Here is a 402-nt window from a genome sequence, read left to right as displayed (position 1 = left end):
AACGATGTACAGACCAGTTGCTAAGTAATTAGTAGATAATAAAACGCGGGTGCTTGGCGAGTCCGAATAGCTCATTGCCCTGACCTGACGACCGGCCATGTCGAATAGCTCAACCGTAAATGATTGAAAGTCTTTTAATTGCACATCGACAAGAACATCTGCCACAGCCGGATTAGGGTACACATTGATGGTCAGCGTCTCAGTCGGGTCCAGCGGTGTCATCGTCGACTGAATTACGCGAAACCGACGGGGGCTGAGCCTCAGTACGCTCCGCATCCGGCCCACCTGCCCAACCGTAAACACGTTCATGCACAGGTCGGGCGAGTAGTCCATATAATTTTCGATCATGTTCCGGGTGCGGGTCCCGGAGCAGGTCGAAAACAGCTCCCGGCAGTTCACGGT

At 53.0% G+C, this 402-nt stretch carries 1 protein-coding gene; it reads right to left on the bottom strand.

Annotation, left to right across the window (positions count from 1 at the left end):
* On the bottom strand, positions 1 to 333 hold a 333-nt coding region (locus D7Y13_RS46635), incomplete at its 3' end, for a T9SS type A sorting domain-containing protein (protein ID WP_244222507.1).
* Positions 334 to 402 lie beyond the last annotated feature (69 nt).

The organism is Corallococcus praedator (assembly GCF_003612125.1).
Lineage (GTDB): Bacteria > Myxococcota > Myxococcia > Myxococcales > Myxococcaceae > Corallococcus > Corallococcus praedator.
Note: the sequence above shows the minus strand (reverse complement) of the source record. Positions and strands in the feature narration are given on the sequence as shown.